Genomic DNA, 17,404 nt, shown 5'->3' on the forward strand with positions numbered 1-17,404 from the left:
CTCCCTTCATAGTCCACAGGACTCAATACTTTAGCACACACATAGACGTCTATACCCAAAAAGAGGACTGGATATAGGCGAGAATACGCTGGTTGACCACAACATCTAGGCCTGTTCGGTGCCTGCGGCCTCCATACCGATCAAACGGAACGGGTCCGCCACGCCGCCGATCGACTTTTGCAGCTCGCGTTGACGCTGCGAATCCTGCGCGGCCTGCACGGTCAGCGCGCGACGGGCTTCATCATCGAGCGAACGGTCCTGGCGCAGCTTGGCCTGTGCGGCACGCATGCGGCGCTTGATGGTGTAGAGCTCGAGCGTATCAAGCATAAACACGATGTTCGTCTCGGTGGGGTGCTTGCTCGTCGCCGAGATGCGCCCGGCACTCACAAGCGTTGCCGCCTCGGGACACACCGAGCGCGCCGCATCCATGCAGGCTGCAGGATCGGTTCCCGGCGGCGTTGCCAGAACGGCCCATGCGATGGACTCGTGACGTGGGTCAACCCACTCGATAGAGCAGATGCGGTCGGCATACGTGCGGAACAGGTCGGGGTAGCTCGTGAGCATCGTCAACAGCTCGCGCTCCCCTGCCAAGGACTTGCGCTCAAGATCAGTAAGAACCATCGGCGCCGCCGCAGCCGGAGCGCCCGAACCATCAGTCACAGGCACAGCACCCATATCATCAGGCACATCGATCGGCGGCAGATCGTCGACGAGCTCCACGGGCGCGGCGCCGTAGGCATCGAGCGGGACATGGTCGTACGGCTCCTCCTCGACCGGCGCGGACACCGGCGGCGTCGCGCCCGATGCCCAAGCACCGCGAGATGCCCCCTGCGAACCAGACGTCCGACCGCCCGCGCTACCAGAGCGCTCGGCTTGCGCCCGCTGGCGTTCATAGTTCTGCTCACGACGTCGTTCCGCATCTTCGCGCTTGGCGACATCGCGAAACACGCGACCCGAACTCGCGCGAACCGTCTCCAGATCCAAGCCCAGCAGATCGGCAATCTGGATAAAGTATGTGTCGATCATATAGCTATCGCGCAGCGGATAGATAAGCGTCAGCGCATCTTCCAGCGCCTTGGCACGACCGCCCGGCGTGGTGATGTCACTCGACTCCTGCAGCGAACGGTAGACAAAGTCCATGAGCGGCTCGGCAGCGTCGATGCGCGCCTGAAGCTCCTGTCCACCATGCGCCGTGATGAACTCCATGGGGTCGTTGCCGTCGGGCAGCACCACGCAGCGCAGGTCCATCGAATCCTGCTCGATAAACTGAATCGCACGGCGAGCGGCCTTTTGACCGGCGGCATCGCCGTCAAACATATACACGATGCGCTTAGCAAAGCGGGTGAGCGTCTTGACGTGATGCTCCGTGAGCGCGGTGCCCAGCGTGGCGACAACGTTTTTAATCCCCGCCTCCCAACAGGCGATGCAGTCGGTATAGCCCTCCACCACGATGGCGGTATCCTGCGCAACGATAAACTCCTTGGCCCAGTTAAAGCCATAGAGGTTTCGTTTCTTATGAAACACGCTCGTCTCGGCAGTGTTGAGGTACTTGGGGTGACCATCGCCCATGATACGCCCGCCAAAGGCGATATTGTGACCCTGCTCATCAAAGATGGGAAACATCACGCGGTCGTAAAAGCGGTCGGCAAGCTGCCCGCGCCCTCGACTCACGGCAACGTTGGCGTCGATCATCTCCTGCGGAGTAAAGCCCGCCTGCGACAGATGAGCCACCAGCATATTACGACCCGGCGCAAAGCCCAGGCAGTAGCGGCGGCAGACGTCGCCGCCCATGCCGCGGCTGGCAAAGTACTCACGTGGACGGCCATCCTTACCGCGCATAAGCATGGTGTGGTAGAACTGGGCGGTCTCGGCACACAGATCGTAGATGCGGGCACGCTTGGTACCGCGCTCGCGGCGATCTCCGGTGTCGTGCAGCTCAATACCTGCACGATCGGCCAAATAACGGATTGACTCGGGAAAGCTCAGGTTCTCGCGCTTCATGATATAGGTGAAGACGTCGCCACCCTCGCCGCAGCCAAAGCAATGCCACACCTGTGTGGCGGGGATAATGTGGAAGGACGGCGTCTTTTCGCCATGAAAGGGGCAGCAACCCCAAAACTCATGGCCGCGGGGCTTGAGCTCAACCGTTTCCTGCACGATGGCAACTAGGTCGGACGCAGCGCGTACCTGGTCTTTTTCATCATCGCTAATCACGGATACTCACCCCCTGCTCGCCCAAGTTGTGACGAATATCCTCGATATTACCCTCGACGGTCGAGATCAACTCATCCAGCGATTCGAACACACGCGAGGGACGCAGCCAGCGCGTAAACGCCAGCGAAACGGAAGCGCCGTACAGGTCGCCCGTATAACCAATTAAGTTAGCCTCGAGATGCGATGAAGCGGCATCGTCGGCATACGTCGGCGGCAGGCCGACGTTAACGGCAGCAGGCCATACGGTGTCATCGACGAGCACCAGGCCCTCATACACGCCATCGGCAGGCACCTGAATGCCGTCGGAAACCTGCAGGTTTGCCGTGGGAAAGCCCATGCCAGAGCCCTCGTGACGGCCGCGAACAACACCGCCGCGCAGCATATACGGGCGGCCGAGCAACTCAGCAGCCAGCTCCACATGGCCCTGTCCCAGCTCATGACGGATGCGGGTGGCGCAAATGGCCTCACCGCCCTCGCAAAGCAGATCGTGACCATACACGTCAACGCCGTGCTCGGAACCCCAGACGCGCATCTCGGCAACACCAGAAGCACCGCCACGACCCAGCCTAAAATCGCTGCCAACGCGAATCGAACGAATGTCGACCACGCGTGACAACAGTGTGAGAAAACCAACATGGTCGAGTGCCGCAACCTCAGGCGTAAAGGGAACGGCCACCACTGCATCGACCCCGGTCTGAGCCAAGGCATGTAGACGGTCGGCCGTCGTCATCAGTTTTTGAGCGGGCGAAGGACTCACCACAACGTCCGGATCGGGATCGAAAGTGACCACGACCGCCTTGCAGCCATGGGCACGGGCATCACGGACAAGCGCTTCGATGAGTTCCTGGTGTCCACGGTGCACACCATCGAACACGCCGATGGCAATCGATGCAGCACCCAAGTGCTCGCACTCATCAAACGCATCGGCAGTGACGATGCGGGCCTCGTCCGACTCGCCCTCGAAAAAGATACGCGCGAGCTCACGAGCGGACAACATCATCGAACACCGCCGATTGCCTGCGGAAACACGTGCTCCATGACAAAGCGGCCACTCTCAATGCGGGCAAGCGCCTTGAGTCCCCCATCGAGCACCAACGCAAAAGGCGCCTTCGCGGAATCGAAATCGGCAAGCGCACGCTCAACGGGAATGCGTCGGCCGCAGAGCAGGTCGTCGGCAAGATTGCCCGGCAAGTCAACACGCGTGGCGCCCAAGGCCGCAATGGGATCCAGGGCAAAGCCAGCCGCGGACTCGGGAGAAAGCTCCTCGACCGCATGACAAGCGCCAATGGAAACAACACCGGAGGCCGTGCGGCGCAGCGCGGAAATGTGCGCGGCGCTCTCGCAGGCGCGGCCCAAATCGCGAGCGAGCGCACGGATATAGGTACCCTTGCTCACTGAGAACGCCACGGTCCACACACACGTATCACCTTCGCCTCCCACGGCGATCAGGTCGGCGGCATAGACCTCGACGGGGCGCGGAGGTAGGTCCACCGCATTGCCCTCGCGAGCAGACTTGTAGGCGCGAACGCCATTGACCGAGATAGCCGAAAACGCCGGCGGCACCTGCATCTGCGGACCCAGCATAGCGGCCAAGCGCTCACGGGCATAGGCAGGATCGCGGAGCTCGTTGGCAACAGCCACCGTGCGGACCGCCTCGCCCTCCGCATCATCGGTATTGGTCTCGGCGCCAAACGAAATGTCGGCGACATAGCTTTTGGTATCGAGGGTTAGCATGCCCAGCAGACGGGTGGCCTGGCCCACACCCACCACCATGACACCCGATGCCATGGGGTCGAGCGTGCCGGCATGGCCGACGCGCCGCTCATGGAGGGCGCGTCGGCATTTCGAAACCACATCGTGGGACGTGCAGCCCACCGGCTTATCGACGGCGAGCAGCATATTCAGTTGAGAAGGCGTACGACGAGCCATGTACCATCCAAAAAGTTAAAGCTCGACGGTCACCGAAGCGGGATCCTCCCCCACCAGCTCGGCCAGCATGGGAAGTGCCACGGTAAGCGTCTCGAGAATCGTTCCGTTGTTGGAGAAACCGGCGGCAGCGGGATGTCCGCCTCCGCCAAAGGCAGCAGCGATCTCGGACACGTTGAGGTCGCCCTTGGAGCGCAGGTTGCCGCGCACCTTGGTATCGCCCTCAATGCCCTTCAGGAACAGACAGACCTCGACGCCCATCACCGAGCGCACCACGTCAACCAGACCGTCGCACTCGTCCGAGGTGACACCGCAGGCCTCAAGGTCACTCTGGTACGCGTAGCTATACGCGACGCGCCCGTGGGCCACCGTCTTAATGCGGCCCATAACGATGGACTTGAGGTGCAAAAACTCAACGCGCATGCTCTGGTAAACCTCGAGTGCCACACGCGCCGGATCGGCACCGTGGGCAACCAGACGCGAGGCTGCATGGAACGCGGCTGCATCGGCGTTTTGGTACTGAAAACGGCCGGTATCGGTAACCAAGCCACACAGCAGGCAGGTCGCAACGCCATCACGTGCGACAATGCCGCAATTGTCCAAGAAGCGGTCGATGATCATGGCGCAGGCTGCAGCTTCGACGCGCCTCAGGCTGAGCTCGGCAAACTCCTCGCGCGCCGGATGGTGATCGAAGCACACCACATGCTTGGAGCGACGAAGCACCTCGGCGGAATTATTGAGACGCTCGACGACCGGCACGTCCACCGAGATGAACAGGTCCGGATTGTCGGTGTACGCAGATGCCGGCGTCAGGCGATCGGAGCCTTCCATAAAGCGGTAAATGCGCGGAACTGGGTCATCATCTGCCAGCAGCAGCGCAATGTCCTTGTTGGGGAAAAACTTCATGAGCGAAAGGCCCAGACCCAAAACGGAGCCCAAGGCATCGCCATCGGGAGAAGTGTGTCCCGAAATCGCAATGGAGGACGCACCCTCGATGAGCTCGAGGATGCGTCGCTGAATATCTGCAGACTCGCACGAGGTGAGGTCGGCGGAATTAGTCATCTAAAGCTGCCTCCTGGGCGGCATCCGCTATCGGATAGCCGTCCTCGTCCTTTTCGATCGCAAGCGTGGCGGGAACGTTTTCCAGCGCACGCGTGATGCGCTCGGCCTCATCGGTCGAACGATCGATGCGAAAATCGAGCTCGGGCGTAACACGCCAATCGAGCGAGCGAGCCAACAGGCTGCGAATACGGCCCTTGGCGCTTGCGAGCGCCTCCATGACCTCATCGTAGCGGCTCGCATCGCACGACACGTACACGCGCGCGAACGAACGGTCCACCGCGACCTCGACCGCGGTCAAAGTAACCAGGTCGAGACGCGGATCGGAAACCTCAAAGAGCAGGATATAACCGAGCTTCTCGCGAAGCTGCTCGCCCAGACGGCGGGTTGCCTGCGTTTGCTTCATAGCGCTACCCCCTACTCGGTACGGGCAACCTGGTCGATACGGTAACCCTCGATCTGGTCGCCGGGCTTGATGTCCTGGAAGTTCTCCAGGCCAATGCCGCCCTCGGAACCGCTCTTGAGGCTCTTGGCCTCGTCCTTGTAGTGACGCATCGAGGCGATCTTGCCGTTGAAGACCACGATGCCGTCGCGCACCAGACGCACGGAATCGGTCGCGGCGATCTCGCCCTCTTCGACGCGGACACCGGCGGCGATACCGACTTTGGGCACCTTAAAGGTGTCAAGGACGGTCGCGGTACCCGTGGAGACCTCGACCTCGGTGGGCTTAAGCATGCCGATACGGGCAGCGTCGAGTTCCTCGAGGCACTTGTAGATGACGTCGTAGCAACGGATCTCGACGCCCTCACGCTCGGCGGCGGAGCGGGCCTTACCGTCGGGACGGACGCCAAAGCCGATGATGATGGCGTTGGAGGCGTCGGCCAGGACGACGTCGGTCTCGTTGATGGCACCAACGGCGGAGTGGATCGTGTTGATGCGAACCTCGGACTGATCCATCTTGTCGAGCGAATCCTGAAGGGCCTCGATGGAACCCTGGACGTCGGCCTTGATGATCAGGTTGAGCTCCTTGACCTCGGCGTCGGCAATGGTCTCGAAGAGGTTCTCGAGCGTGACGTGCTTGACGCGGCTCTGCTCCTCGATACGGGCCTTGAGCGAACGCTCGTCGGCAAGGGCACGAGCCTCGCGCTCGTCCTCGAACACGCGGAACTCGTCACCGGCGTTGGGCACGGACTGCAGGCCCAGGATCTCGACGGCGTCGGAGGGACCGGCCTCGGTGACGGCGCGGCCCTTGGGGTCGAGCATGGCGCGGACGCGGCCGTAGGTGAGGCCGGCGACCAGCGTATCGCCCACGTGCAGGGTACCGCGGGTCACGAGCACGGTAGCGACCGAGCCGCGGCCCTTGTCGAGCTTGGCCTCGAGGACGTTGCCGGAGGCAAAGGTGTCCGGGTTGGCCTTGAGCTCGAGCACGTCGGCCTGAAGCAGCACGGTCTCGAGCAGATCATCGATACCAATCTTCTGCTTGGCCGAAATGTTGACGAACATGTTCTGTCCGCCCCACTCCTCGGGGATGACACCGTACTCGGTGAGCTCCTGGCGCACGCGGTCGGGGTTGGCGCCCGGCTTATCGATCTTGTTGACGGCGACGACGATGGGTACGCCGGCGGCCTTGGCGTGGTTGATCGACTCGACGGTCTGGGGCATGACGCCGTCGTCGGCAGCCACGATCAGAATGACGATATCGGTCACCTTGGCACCACGGGCACGCATGGCCGTAAAGGTGGCATGGCCCGGGGTATCGATGAAGGTGATCTTGCGGTCGTTGATCATAACCTGCGAAGCGCCGATTGCCTGGGTAATGCCGCCCGCCTCGCCGGCAGCGACGCCGGTGTGACGGATGGCGTCGAGGAGGCTCGTCTTGCCGTGGTCGACGTGGCCCATGACGGTGACGACCGGGGCGCGCGGCTTAAGGTCGGCGGGATCGTCGTAGAACGAGAAGGTGTTCTCCTCCTCGGGGGTGATGATCTTGATCTGACGACCCAGGTCGTCGGCAACGAGCTCGACAAGGTCATCGGACATGGACTGCGTCATGGTGAGCGGCGTACCCAGTAGGAACAGGCGCTTGATGATGTCGTTGGCCGGAACGTCGAGCGCCTCGGCGAGCTCCTGGACGGTAACGCCCTGGGAGACCTTGATGGCGTCGAGCTCCTCGGGGTTCACGCCCTGGGCCAGCGCCTCCTCTATCTTGCGCTCCTCCTGAGCCTTGGCAGCCTCGCGCTCGCGCTTCTCCTTGCGCTTCTTGCGGCGACCGGTGGACTCGCGAGAGGCCTCCTCGACGGCAGCACGAGCCTCCTCGAGTACCTTCTCGCGGCTATACTCCTCGGCCTCGCGAGCCATGCGGCTATAGTGGTCCTCTTCGTTGTTGTGACCGCCCTTGCGCTTCTTGCCCTTGCCCTGCTTATCGGGGTTGGGGAAGTCCATGCCGGCAGCGACGTTGTTGCTGGCGTTGGTGCGATGGCTGTGCGGACGGCTCTCGGAGGCGTTGCGCTCGGAGTTGTTGTCAGAGGCGTTGCGATCGTTACGACGGCCACCGCGGCGGTCGTTGTTGCCGCCACGACGGTTACCGCGCTCGGCGGCGCGCTCAGCTTTGGCCTTGTCCTCGGCGTCCTTCTTCTCCTTGAGCACGGTCTCCTGTGCGGCGATCTGGTCGAGCAGCGAACGGAAGCGCGAACCGGAGTCGGAAGCGGGAACGGCGCGGCGCTGGGCCTCGCGAGCAGCCTCCTCCTTCTCGCGAGCAAGGCGCTCCTGCTCGGCCTTCTTCTTGGCCTCGGCCTCGGCGCGGGCAGCCTCCTCGGCAGCCTGGGCTGCGGCAAACTGGCGGCGCTCCTCCTCGCGGGCCTTCTCGGCGGCGATGCGCTCGCGCTCGGCCTCGGCAGCGCGGGCGGCCTCCTCGGCGGCAGCCGCCTGCTCCTCGGCCTGCTTGGCGGCCTCGACTTCCTGAGCGCGGGCCTCAATCACCGAGGCGAGCTGCTTGCGGACCATGGCAACGTAGGCATCCTCCAAGGTGGAGGAAGCGGACTTAGCGGGAATCTTCATATCGGCGAGATGACCCATCAGTTCCTTAGAGGTCATGCCGAACTCTTTGGCCAGGGTGGACACACGGACTTTTGCCATATGACTTCACCTACCCTTTCTGGCACCTTGGGTGCCTAGAGACTGAACGAGCGTGGGAGATGCGCCGGGACCTGCCCGGCGCGACCGCGCGCTAGATCAGGTCCTCCGCATCATCGAAGGCGTCGGTGTCGTGGACACCGCAGAAACGGGAGCCGGGACGGGCCTGGTTGCGGCACTGGATGCCGTCCTCGGACACGTACTCGCAGCGACGGACGTCCTCGTCCTCCTCGTCACCGATCAGGTCGGCGGCGGGCTCCTCGTGAACGGGAACGTTCTTGAGGATGTCGGCGGCAAGCGTCTCGGACTTGATGTCGATGTGCCAGCCGGTCAGGCGCGCAGCGAGGCGGGCGTTCTGGCCCTCCTTGCCGATGGCGAGGGACAGCTGGTCATCGGGCACGATGACGCCGGCGTAGGCCTTCTCCTCGTCGATGAGGACGCGGGTGACCTTGGCAGGCGACAGGGCGTTGGCAACGTAGACGGCAGGATCGGCATCCCACAGGATGACGTCGACGCGCTCGCCACGGAGCTCGCCCACGACAGCGCGAACACGGCTGCCCTTGGGGCCGACGCAGGCGCCCACGGGATCCAGACGGTCGTCGAGCGAGTGGACGGCGACCTTGGAACGCTGGCCGGGCTCGCGGGCGATCGACTTGATCTGGACGGTGCCCTCATAGATCTCGGGCACCTCCTGCTCAAACAGACGACGCATGAGCTCAGGGTGGGTACGGGAGATGACAATCGGCGGACGGCTGTGTTCGCCACGAACCGGCTGCAGGTTGGAGTTGGGGTCGCGAACGTCGATGATCACGGCCTTGATGTGCTGGTTGTGCAGGTAGCGCTCGCCCATCGGACGCTCGTTGCGCTCGTTCTCGTAACGACGCTGATCGAAGTGCGGCAGCTCGGCCTCGACGCCTTCGCGAATCTTGACAATCGTGAAGTCGGGCGTGGACTGCAGCACGGTACCGCTGATGAGGTCACCGATGCGGCCGGAGAACTCCTCGTAGATCTGCTCTCGGGCGGAGTTGCGCACGATGGCGTTGATCTCGGCCTTGGCGTGCTGGGCAGCGATGCGGCTCGTGTTCTTGGGGGTAACGTCGATCTCCTCGAACTCGGTGAAGTTGCCCTCCTCGTCCATGGAATCGTCGATCGGCTCCAGGCGGTAGACGTAGATCTTGCCGGTGGTGCGGTCGATGGTCACCTTGGCGCCCCACTCAAGATGCAGGATCTCGGCATAGCTCTTGGCGAGCGACTGCTCCAGGCGGTCGATCAGGTAGAGCTGGTCGATGTGCTTCTCCTGGCAAAGCTCCATCAGGGCGGACATCATGTCGGATGCTGCCATCTTACTTTCCTTCCTTCGCGGGCTTGAAGTCGTAGGTGGGCTTCAACTTGCACTTTTTAACATCAGAGAAATCGAGGGTGACGGACTCGCCGTCCTCGAGCTCGAGGGTCACGTCGGTCTCGGTCGCAGCGGCAATCTTGCCGGCGTACTTGCGACGGCCCTCGGTGGCGGTGGAGGTGAGCTCACAGTTCTCGCCCACAAAGCGGGCAAAGTCGCACGGGCGGCGCAGCGGGCGCGCCATACCCGGGCTCGACACCTCGAGCGTATAGCTCGAAGAGATGGGATCGAGCTCCTCAATCACATCGCCGACCCACTTGGTGTTGGCCGTGACGTCATTGAGCGACAGGCTCTGGCCCTCGGCACCCTCGATACGCACACGCACGCAGGGGGCCTTGGTGGCACCCACGAGCTCGACGTCGACGATGTCGACATCGTGCTGGGGAGCAACGGCCTCGAGCGCGTCGATGATCGCCTGCTCGGTCTTGGTCTTGACCATTGCGGCACCTCCATCCATACAAAAAAGAAGCGGGGCCGAAACCCCACTTCTTTCAATACAACTTCATTTGCAAGCAAACTATACCAATAGCTGCGGAAACGCGCAAGCACAGTACGAATCTGCAGGTCAGCGTGCGCACAGGTTCTCCACAAGAATAGAACAATTGACCGCGGGCGCTTTGGGCAGGCAAAACAAAACGAGGGACGACCCAACCGGACCGTCCCTCGTTTATTGCATGTCAGCTTTACACGCAGAGCTTATTTGACCACCAGGTTGACCAGCTTGCCGGGCACGCAGATGGCCTTGACGACCGTCTTGCCCTCGAGCCACTTGGCGACGGCTTCCTCAGCGGCAGCCTGCATCTCCTCGTTGGAGGCGTCGCGGGCGACGTCGATGCGGCCGCGGACCTTGCCGAGCACCTGTACGACGATCTGCACCGTGTCCTCGATGGACTCGGCCAAGTCGAACTCGGGCCAGGCGGCGGTGTAGGCATTGCCCTCGCAGCCGAGCGCCTCATGCCACAGCTCGTCGGCCCAGAACGGGCAGATGGGGGCAAGGACGCTCACGATATCCTTAGCCACGCCGTAGCACATCGCCTTGTCACGGGAAGCGCCCTCAGTAGCATTGAGGTAAGCACTCGCGGCATTGACGAGTTCCATGACGGCCGAGATGGCGGTGTTGAACTGGCCTCGGTCAAAGTCCTCGGTGCACTTGGCGATAGTGCGGTGACGCTCGCGATAGAGCTTCATCGCGGTCTCGTCGAGCGCGGACTTGTCGAAGGCCACGTTGGCGTCGCCGGACTGGACGAGCTGCCAAACGATACGCCAGGCGCGCTTAATGAAGCGGTTGGCGCCCTCAACGGCCTTGGGATCCCAGTCGAAGTCCTTCTCGGGCGGGGCGATAAACAGGATCGCCAGACGCATGGTGTCGGCGCCGTAGGGCTCGATGACCGAGCTCGGGGGCACGACGTTGCCCTTGGACTTGGACATGGTGTCGCCGTTCTCGTCCTTAACCATGCCCTGGCACAGCAGGTTGGTGAAGGGCTCGTCCACACTCAGCAGGCCCAGGTCGCGCAGCGCCTTGGTAAAGAAGCGGCTGTAGAGCAGGTGCAAAATGGCGTGCTCGATGCCGCCGATGTAGTTATCGACGGGCATCCAACGGTCGGCGGCTTCGCGGGAGAAGGGCAGCTCGGTGTTGTGCGGGTCGGTATAGCGCAGGTAATACCAGCTGGAGCAGGTAAAGGTGTCCATGGTATCGGTCTCGCGCTTGGCCGGGCGGCCGCAGACCGGGCAGGTGGTCTCGTAGAAGTCCTTGCACTCGGCAAGCGTCTCGCCGGCGCCCAGGTCCAGGTTCTCGGGCAGCGTCACCGGCAGCTGATCCTCGGGCACGGGCACAATACCGCAGTGCTCGCAGTGAATGGCCGGGATGGGGTTGCCCCAATAACGCTGGCGGCTGATGAGCCAGTCGCGCAGGCGGAACTCGACCTTGCGACGACCGCAGCCCATGGCCTCGAGGTCGGCCACGATCGCAGCCTCGCCCTCGGAGTGCTTACCGCCGCGCATGCCGGTGTACTTGCCGGACTGGACGAGCGTGCCCTCGGCAGCGTGGGCGCAATCCCAGTCGACGGTCTCGGCATGGAAGGTATCGATGGTCTCGCCGCTGGCCTCGACGGCAGCGCGATCATCGTCGTCCAAGATGATCGGCACGATCGGCAGATCATACTTGCGGGCAAACTCAAAGTCGCGCTGGTCGCCGCAGGGAACGGCCATGACGGCGCCGGTGCCGTAGTCAGCCACGACGTAGTCGGCAACCCACACGGGGACCTTTTCGCCGTTAACGGGGTTCACCACGTAGCGGCCGGTAAAGGCACCGTGCTTCTCGAGAGTGCCCTGGGCACGCTCGACGGCAGAAATGTGCTTGGAGTCCTCAACGATCTTGGTGACGGCCGCCTCGTACTCCGTGCCCTCGACGAGCTCGTGCAGACGGGCGTACTCGGGAGCCAGGACAAAGAAGGAGACGCCAAAGAGCGTGTCGGCGCGCGTGGTGAAGACGGTGATCTTGCCCTCGTCGCCCTCGATGGGCTCGCCATCGGCATCGCACAGGGTAAAGTCGACCTCGGCGCCCTCAGAGCGACCGATCCAGTTGGCCTGCATCTGCTTGACGCGCTCGGGCCAGCCGGGGAGCTTCTCCAGGTCGTCGAGCAGCTCCTGGGAGTACTCGGTGATCTTGTAGTACCACTGCACAAGGTCGCGCTTCTCGGGCTCGGTGCCGCAACGCCAGCACTTGCCCTCGGTCACCTGCTCGTTAGCCAAAACGGTCTTGCAGGTGGGGCACCAGTTAACCGGATTCTTCTTACGATAGACCAGGCCCTTTTCCCACATCTTCTCAAAGATCCACTGGCCCCAGCGATAGTAGTCGGGGCTGCAGGTCTTAACGGTGCGATCCAGGTCGTAGGAGAAGCCCATGCGCCTCATCGTGGCGAGCGCCTGGTCCATGTTCTTATACGTCCAGGCGGCAGCCTGCGTGTTGTGCTTGATGGCAGCGTTCTCAGCGGGCAGGCCAAAGGCGTCAAAGCCGATGGGGTGCAGCACGTCAAAGCCGCGCATGCGGGCCTGACGGGCCATGGCATCGCCGATGGTGTAGTTGCGCGCGTGGCCCATGTGCAGGTCGCCCGACGGATACGGGAACATTTCGAGCACGTACTTCTTGGGCTTGCTGGCGTCGGTGTCGACGGCAAAGAGGTTGGAGTCCTCCCAGGCCTTCATCCACCTGGACTCGATGGCCTGCGCGTCGTAGGCAGGGATCTCGTCCTTATGATCTGTGCAATCGCACATATCAGCTCCTTTAATCTTAGCTGGGGTCGGTCGGCTAGGCTTTGCTCGCTGCTGCGGACAGTCCTGCTCGCACGAAGGCCACATTAAGTGGCCTTCGGCTCGTGCGGAACTTGCAGCGAGCAAAGCCTAGCCGCCCGACCCTAGGGTTAACTTGGATGATTCTAGCAAATACAACAAGCGAGATGCCTGCGACTTGCGGGCATCTCGCTTTATCTAAATAACGTGGCTGAGAATCAACCTTTGTCTGAAACTCGTTCTAACACGAACGGGTTTTCCAGGTGCCGCAGATTGCCGTGAAAGAGGAGCGACGCGTACTTTGGTACGCGAGCGACGGTTTGAACGGCAAGGTGCGGTGCTTGGGAAAGCCGCTTAGCGGTAGCTGACGCTTTGCTGAGAGTCTTTCACGACTACATCGTGGGCGCCGCCTTCGACGATGGAGGTGGAGCTGACCAGTGTCAGGCGTGCCTTTTCCTGGAGCTCGGGGATCGAGAGGGCACCGCAGTTGCACATCGTGGACTTGACCTTGTAGAGCGTGCCGCCCACGCCGTCCTTGAGGGAACCGGCGTAGGGAACGTAGGAGTCAACGCCCTCGACGAAGCTGAGCTTCGCGGCGCCGCCCAGGTCGTAGCGCTGCCAGTTGCGGGCACGCGCAGAGCCCTCGCCCCAGTACTCCTTCATGTACTGGCCGTTGACGTTGACGCGCTCGGTCGGGCTCTCGTCAAAGCGGGCGAAGTAGCGGCCCAGCATCATAAAGTCGGCGCCCATGGCAAGGGCGAGCGTCATGTGGTAGTCGTAGACGATGCCGCCGTCGGAGCACACGGGCACGTAGACACCGGTCTCCTCGTAGTACTCGTCACGGGCGCGGCAGACGTCGATCAGCGCGGTGGCCTGGCCACGGCCGATGCCCTTGGTCTCGCGGGTGATGCAAATGGAACCGCCGCCGATACCGACCTTGATGAAGTCGGCCCCGCAGTCGGCCAAGAAGCGGAAGCCCTCGGCGTCGACGACGTTACCGGCACCGACCTTGACGTCCTCGCCGTAGTTGGCGCGGATCCACTCGATGGTGCGCTTCTGCCACTCGCTGAAGCCCTCGGAAGAATCGATGCACAGGACATCGGCACCGGCCTCGATGAGCAGCGGCACGCGCTCGGCATAGTCGCGGGTATTGATACCGGCGCCGACCATATAGCGCTTGTCGTTATCGAGCAGCTCGTTGGGGTTGGTCTTGTGGCTGTCGTAATCCTTGCGGAAGACGATGCCCATGAGGTGATCGTTGTCGTCAACGATGGGCAGAGCGTTGAGCTTGTTGTCCCAGATGACGTCGTTGGCAACCTTGAGGCTGATGTTCTTGTCGCCCACGATAAGCTGCTCACGCGGGGTCATGAACTCGGAGACCTTCTTCTGGTGGTCATCGCGGCTGGGGCGATAGTCACGGCTGGTGACGATGCCCAGGAGCTTGCCCTTGGGGGTGCCATCGTCGGTGACCGGCATGGTGGAGTGACCGGTCTTCTCCTTGAGCTCGATGACCTGTTCCATGGTCATGTCGGGGGTCAGCGTGGAATCGGACTGAACAAAGCCGGCCTTGTGATCCTTGACGGCCTTGACCATGGCGGCCTCGGACTCGGGGGTCTGAGAACCGTAGATGAAGGACAGGCCGCCCTCGGTAGCGAGCGCGACACCCATGTCGACGCCCGAGACGGACTGCATGATGGCGGAAACCATGGGGATGTTCAGGGTGATTGCCGGCTTCTCACCGCGCTTAAAGCGGGTTAGCGGCGTCTTAAGAGAGACGTTGTTGGGGATGCACTGCGAGGACGAATAGCCAGGGACCAGCAGATACTCCGAAAACGTGTGGGACTCACCGGGAAAGAACGTAGCCATGTTTCTCCTTTTTCCATGCGACCGGTCGGCTGCAGGCCTCGTAGGACCCAGCCCAACCTTGGGCGCCCAATACTGGGGAAGTATCTTAACGCACTTTGACTGCTACAATGCATGATTTAAGAAGAGCACACGAGGGTTTGACGCAGGCTTTGCGTTTGCCCAGCAAACACTTTAGCGGGGAGACGTGGAGCGTATGAAGTACAAGACGACGGCAAAGTTGGTCATTCAAGCGTGCGACAAAGACCTGCCGGGCGTGTTCGGTCACGGCTGCGTCTTGCTGCTGCAGGGTATTGCCCACGAACACTCGCTCAACCGTGCCGCCAAGAGCATGGGTATGGCGTATTCCAAGGCCTGGCGCATTGTGAACGAGGCCGAAGGACAGCTGGGCTGCAAGCTCATCGAGCGCGACGGCGCCCGCGGATCCACGCTTACCCCCGCCGGCGAGCGAGCCATAGCGGTCTACGAGGAGCTGCAGACCGACATCAACAACGTCATCGCCACCAAAGCCGACGCCCTCATCGCCAGCATCAACGCAAAGTAGTCTATTTGGTCTGATTATTGATTCGCCGCACGAACGAATTAAGACGCGCGCCATAAAATGGGCCTATCTACTACGTTTAGTTGAACACCCTCTACCACACCAGATTTCGTGAAAACAAAACCGCTGGTAGACAGCTTGCCAGTTTTCAAAAAAGGCAGGTATGGTCGACCCCTAAGGGTTAAACGTAGTAGATAGGCCGTTTTCGTGGCGCAGTCCCCCACGGCCCAGTCCCAAAGTAGCTAAAAAAGCCCATCCCAAAAAGACTACCCCGAGACAAGCCCCAAAATAGCTAGTTGCGGAGGGCGTTGTCTAGGGCGGCGGCTACGGTTAGGGGGTCGTCGGTGCCGGCGAAGAGGCGGATGGTTCCCCCCTGCTTGCCGCGTGGGGCCGAAAGGCGTGTCGTTGCACCGCCGGCGGGCGACGTGCGGAACTCCCCCGGCAATGTGTCGAACAGCTCACCCGCACTTCGCACGATAAGGTCAAACTCAACTGCCGGGCCAAAGCCGTGCTCGAGGATTCCCGTTGCAACCGCATGATCGGGATGCGAACCCAGCCCAGGATAGCGAACGTTACACACCATCTCGTTAGCAGCCAGATACTCGGCCAGAGCACGGGCGCGATCGAAGTGCGCCTGCATGCGGGTATCGAGCGAGTCCAGCCCGCGTTCTAGCACGTCGGTCTCCTCGGCAGACAGGTCAAGCGCGGGCGCACCGCAGCCCGCAAACAACGCGTGCGCGCACTCTGCAGCGGCATCCACGCGATGGCGCTTAAGCTGCGAGCGCGCCACCGAAGCGGCGACGAGCTTGCGCGGCGCAACGCCGGCACACACGCGGTCGAGCGCCTCGAGCGAAAGCACGGCGCCCAGACGCAACGGGTTGCACCCAAAGACGCCCGACACAGTGTTATCAACCACGAGCAACGCATGCGACTCACGAGCCGCGCGGCCCAGAGCGCGAAGGTCGGGCACACGCAGACCAAACCCGCCAATAGAGTTGACGAACCACCACAGGTGAGGCCCCTCGACCTCAAACGAAACATCAAAGCCCTCGGATGCAACAGCAAACGCCGCAACCGACGGCTCCCCCACGAGCACAACGTCGCAGGCATCAAAGCCGCGCGCAAACGCATCGGCAAAGTCGTCCGCAAAGGCCACCAAGCGATCGCCGGGCTGCACAATCCCCAGCATCGACAGCGCCGCCGGCACATGCGAGGCCGCAACAAGACACGTTTCACGTGCGCCGGCCCTTACGGCCCAGGTCTCTTCAAGCTGCTGCACGTCCAAGCGACACCGCCCCTTAAATAAAACTGAACCAAACTAGCCGTGATATTCGCCGTTGTACTGGATGAGCGTCAGGTCCTCAACGCCATCGAGCGCGCGGATGGCGTCGGCGTAGGGCATGTCCACACCGTCCGAGAAGACCTCGACGGCCATCTCGACCTTGTCACCGCGCATCGTCTTGGATTTGACGGTGAACTTGGTGCGTCCAAACGCGCGAACGATATCATCGCCGGTGGTCTGCCCCGTGTAGTGGATGACCATCATGTACACGCGTGCCTTGTCCTGGTGGCTCGCAAAGCCAGCGATCATCACCACGATCACCACTGCCGTGAGTCCTACGAGCGCATACATGCCGGCGCCCGCCGTAATGCCCGTGGTAATGGCCCAAAACAGATACAGCAGGTCGAGCGGGTCCTTGACCGCCGTACGGTAGCGGACGATAGACAGAGCACCGACCATACCGAGCGAGATGACCACATTCGTCGAGATCGCGAGCGTGACCATGCAGGTGAGCACGCACATGCCCACGAGCGTTACAGCAAAACTGCGCGAATAGACCACGCCGGTAAAAAAGAGCTTGTACACGTAATAGATCAGGATGCCCATGGCGAGCGCCACAAGCAGCGAAAGGCCGATCTTGGCAGGGTCGACCTGGCCAAACGCCTCCAAGACGGAGTTCTTAAAAAAGTCCCTGGTGCTCATG

Annotated in this window: 13 protein-coding genes; 1 reads left to right on the top strand and 12 read right to left on the bottom strand. The window is 62.1% G+C overall.

The features are described 5' to 3' along the window. Positions 1–105: 105 nt before the first annotated feature. The 10 genes from dnaG to PMW67_RS03470 all read right to left on the bottom strand — a co-directional run bounded on the left by dnaG (position 106) and on the right by PMW67_RS03470 (position 14,881). The gene (gene dnaG, locus PMW67_RS03425; RefSeq protein ID WP_271738748.1) at positions 106–2,214 is read right to left on the bottom strand and encodes a DNA primase; all 2,109 of its coding nucleotides are present in this window, start codon (positions 2,212–2,214) and stop codon (positions 106–108) included. Then, entirely contained in the window at positions 2,207–3,214 is a 1,008-nt protein-coding gene (ribF, locus tag PMW67_RS03430; protein ID WP_233540419.1) for a riboflavin biosynthesis protein RibF, read from the bottom strand. The genes dnaG and ribF overlap by 8 nt, the downstream gene beginning before the upstream one ends. Further along, positions 3,211–4,143: a tRNA pseudouridine(55) synthase TruB gene (gene truB, locus PMW67_RS03435; protein WP_089571697.1), complete on the bottom strand. Its 933-nt coding sequence runs from the start codon at positions 4,141–4,143 to the stop codon at positions 3,211–3,213. Before truB ends, ribF begins: the two co-directional genes overlap by 4 nt. A 15-nt stretch (positions 4,144–4,158) precedes the next feature. After that, positions 4,159–5,202, bottom strand: a complete 1,044-nt coding sequence (locus PMW67_RS03440) for a DHH family phosphoesterase (RefSeq protein ID WP_271738749.1) — start codon at positions 5,200–5,202, stop codon at positions 4,159–4,161. After that, the gene (gene rbfA / locus PMW67_RS03445) at positions 5,195–5,605 is read right to left on the bottom strand and encodes a 30S ribosome-binding factor RbfA (protein WP_006234038.1); all 411 of its coding nucleotides are present in this window, start codon (positions 5,603–5,605) and stop codon (positions 5,195–5,197) included. The genes PMW67_RS03440 and rbfA overlap by 8 nt, the downstream gene beginning before the upstream one ends. Positions 5,606–5,616: 11 nt before the next feature. Next, on the bottom strand, positions 5,617–8,331 hold the full coding sequence (infB, locus tag PMW67_RS03450) for a translation initiation factor IF-2 (RefSeq protein ID WP_089571695.1): 2,715 nt from the start codon (positions 8,329–8,331) through the stop codon (positions 5,617–5,619). Between the two features lie 91 nt (positions 8,332–8,422). Next, entirely contained in the window at positions 8,423–9,670 is a 1,248-nt protein-coding gene (gene nusA / locus PMW67_RS03455) for a transcription termination factor NusA (RefSeq protein WP_006234042.1), read from the bottom strand. Position 9,671: 1 nt separating this feature from the next. Further along, complete coding sequence (locus PMW67_RS03460; protein WP_117629483.1) at positions 9,672–10,166, bottom strand: ribosome maturation factor RimP; 495 nt, start codon at positions 10,164–10,166, stop codon at positions 9,672–9,674. 257 nt (positions 10,167–10,423) lie between these two features. Then, on the bottom strand, positions 10,424–13,000 hold the full coding sequence (gene leuS / locus PMW67_RS03465; RefSeq protein WP_271738750.1) for a leucine--tRNA ligase: 2,577 nt from the start codon (positions 12,998–13,000) through the stop codon (positions 10,424–10,426). Between the two features lie 369 nt (positions 13,001–13,369). Beyond that, positions 13,370–14,881, bottom strand: coding sequence for an IMP dehydrogenase (locus PMW67_RS03470; protein WP_089571691.1), 1,512 nt, complete (start codon positions 14,879–14,881; stop codon positions 13,370–13,372). Positions 14,882–15,074: 193 nt separating this feature from the next. Here PMW67_RS03470 and PMW67_RS03475 point away from each other — a divergent pair, with 193 nt between their 5' ends. Further along, the gene (locus tag PMW67_RS03475) at positions 15,075–15,422 is read left to right on the top strand and encodes a winged helix-turn-helix domain-containing protein (RefSeq protein WP_117862100.1); all 348 of its coding nucleotides are present in this window, start codon (positions 15,075–15,077) and stop codon (positions 15,420–15,422) included. A 289-nt stretch (positions 15,423–15,711) separates the two neighbouring features. Here PMW67_RS03475 and PMW67_RS03480 read toward each other — a convergent pair whose 3' ends face one another. Then, positions 15,712–16,698 (bottom strand): PLP-dependent transferase, encoded by a 987-nt coding sequence (locus PMW67_RS03480; protein ID WP_233543589.1) that lies wholly within the window; start codon positions 16,696–16,698, stop codon positions 15,712–15,714. 39 nt (positions 16,699–16,737) lie between these two features. Beyond that, positions 16,738–17,403 (bottom strand): DUF4956 domain-containing protein, encoded by a 666-nt coding sequence (locus tag PMW67_RS03485; RefSeq protein WP_271738751.1) that lies wholly within the window; start codon positions 17,401–17,403, stop codon positions 16,738–16,740. Position 17,404 lies beyond the last annotated feature (1 nt).

The organism is Collinsella aerofaciens, from assembly GCF_028209395.1.
Taxonomy (GTDB): domain Bacteria; phylum Actinomycetota; class Coriobacteriia; order Coriobacteriales; family Coriobacteriaceae; genus Collinsella; species Collinsella aerofaciens_AZ.

Coding starts and splice junctions, on each gene's coding strand:
- ribF (WP_233540419.1), bottom strand. CDS start 3,214: ATGATGTTGTCCGCTCGTGAGCTCGCGCGTATCTTTTTCGAGGGCGAG.
- truB (WP_089571697.1), bottom strand. CDS start 4,143: ATGGCTCGTCGTACGCCTTCTCAACTGAATATGCTGCTCGCCGTCGAT.
- PMW67_RS03440 (WP_271738749.1), bottom strand. CDS start 5,202: ATGACTAATTCCGCCGACCTCACCTCGTGCGAGTCTGCAGATATTCAG.
- rbfA (WP_006234038.1), bottom strand. CDS start 5,605: ATGAAGCAAACGCAGGCAACCCGCCGTCTGGGCGAGCAGCTTCGCGAG.
- infB (WP_089571695.1), bottom strand. CDS start 8,331: ATGGCAAAAGTCCGTGTGTCCACCCTGGCCAAAGAGTTCGGCATGACC.
- nusA (WP_006234042.1), bottom strand. CDS start 9,670: ATGGCAGCATCCGACATGATGTCCGCCCTGATGGAGCTTTGCCAGGAG.
- PMW67_RS03460 (WP_117629483.1), bottom strand. CDS start 10,166: ATGGTCAAGACCAAGACCGAGCAGGCGATCATCGACGCGCTCGAGGCC.
- leuS (WP_271738750.1), bottom strand. CDS start 13,000: ATGTGCGATTGCACAGATCATAAGGACGAGATCCCTGCCTACGACGCG.
- PMW67_RS03470 (WP_089571691.1), bottom strand. CDS start 14,881: ATGGCTACGTTCTTTCCCGGTGAGTCCCACACGTTTTCGGAGTATCTG.
- PMW67_RS03475 (WP_117862100.1), top strand. CDS start 15,075: ATGAAGTACAAGACGACGGCAAAGTTGGTCATTCAAGCGTGCGACAAA.
- PMW67_RS03485 (WP_271738751.1), bottom strand. CDS start 17,403: ATGAGCACCAGGGACTTTTTTAAGAACTCCGTCTTGGAGGCGTTTGGC.